General features: G+C 69.1%; 3 protein-coding genes. 2 read left to right on the top strand and 1 reads right to left on the bottom strand.

Translation table 11 applies throughout. The features are described 5' to 3' along the window. Positions 1–211: hypothetical protein (locus tag FHG71_RS23895; protein WP_218014233.1), on the top strand; the 211-nt coding region annotated here is incomplete at its 5' end. Beyond that, positions 208–522 (top strand): hypothetical protein, encoded by a 315-nt coding sequence (locus FHG71_RS23275; RefSeq protein WP_139084179.1) that lies wholly within the window; start codon positions 208–210, stop codon positions 520–522. The genes FHG71_RS23895 and FHG71_RS23275, both read left to right, overlap by 4 nt. A 228-nt stretch (positions 523–750) precedes the next feature. On the opposite strand, the gene FHG71_RS24110 is transcribed toward FHG71_RS23275, so the two are convergent. Beyond that, positions 751–1,172 (bottom strand): hypothetical protein (locus FHG71_RS24110; protein WP_218014232.1); only part of this gene is annotated, 422 nt, incomplete at its 5' end.

Raw genomic sequence — 1,172 nt, 5'->3', positions numbered from 1 at the left:
CGGGTCCGCCGCTCAGCCCTCCGGCCCGAGCGCCCGAGACCGACTTGCGGAGCACCTTGCCGCCGTGGCGGAGCGGGTCCGAGCGGGCGGAGACCTGACCGACGGCCCGCACCTCTCGCCTGTCGAGCGGCTGGTGCGCGCCTGGGAGCGGAGCGACGGCACCTCGGCCCGCGAGATCCTGGCCCGTGCCGTGGGACGGAGGCTGCCATGACCCTGCGGCGGCGAATGGAACGGCTGGAGGCAAACCTGCGAACACATCAGGCCGACCCGGTCCGGGTCATCTGGCTTGTGGGGGTGGAGCGCCAAAGCGAGGAGATGGTGGAGGTCGCGCCCGCAGTGGCCATGGTGCTGGCAGGCCCGTTCGGGCCCGGCGAGACCCTGGCCCAGGAGGACGGCGAGGAGGAGAGCGCCTTCGCCGGCCGCGTCGAGGCGGCTGTCCTGCGCCATCATGGGCCACGCACCGGAGGTGGCCCACGCGGCAGCCGGGCCGTGGTTCTGGAGAGAGACGCGGAGGATCTGTAGGCGGCGTTCGACCAAGGTCCCCCGAGCCCTCCGTCCGCGTCGCTCATGCCCGGCGGCGCGGACCTGCGTGCAGCGCTGAGGTAAGCCGGTCGTTCGGCTCGACTGGAGTCGCCTCCGCCGTGCCCTCCTGAACCGCCACGTACGCATCCCGCAGGTCGGTTCGGTCCTGATGCGTCAGCAACTCCGGCAGCATGCCAAGTTTTGCTTGTGCGACCTGACCCTTCCTCGTCACCGGCGCTGTGTGTTTCCTTGGGCCCCTCCAACTCGCATCCTGATCCGCTCGCGCTCGCGTCGAGAGCGGATTTGTCGAGTGGTGACCGTGAGTGGGGTCAGCCGAGTCAGGTCACCCCGGTGTTGGAACGTGTAGCCTTGCTCGGCCGCGATCAGCAGGTCCTCGGGTCCGTAATGAGCGATAACTGTCACCCGGACCTGCTCGATCGAGGCGACGCCTGGTACTGAGGCATGCATGGCGGACCGGTCGCTCGGATCCTGTTTGGCTCGGAGAGCATGGCCCAGCATGCCCCGGAACGTCCCCATGTCCCGTACGGATCCAGGATTGAGCGGACCTTGCCGCGTCCACAGGTTCAGGTCCGTGGGCCCCTTCCACTCCTCAAGGTCCTCGATCTCGGTGACCGCGTGGCTGGATTTGC

Origin of the sequence: Rubellimicrobium roseum, assembly GCF_006152145.1 — a bacterium.
Classification (GTDB): Bacteria; Pseudomonadota; Alphaproteobacteria; order Rhodobacterales; family Rhodobacteraceae; genus Rubellimicrobium; species Rubellimicrobium roseum.
Note: the sequence above shows the minus strand (reverse complement) of the source record. Positions and strands in the feature narration are given on the sequence as shown.

Coding starts and splice junctions, on each gene's coding strand:
- FHG71_RS23275 (WP_139084179.1), top strand. CDS start 208: ATGACCCTGCGGCGGCGAATGGAACGGCTGGAGGCAAACCTGCGAACA.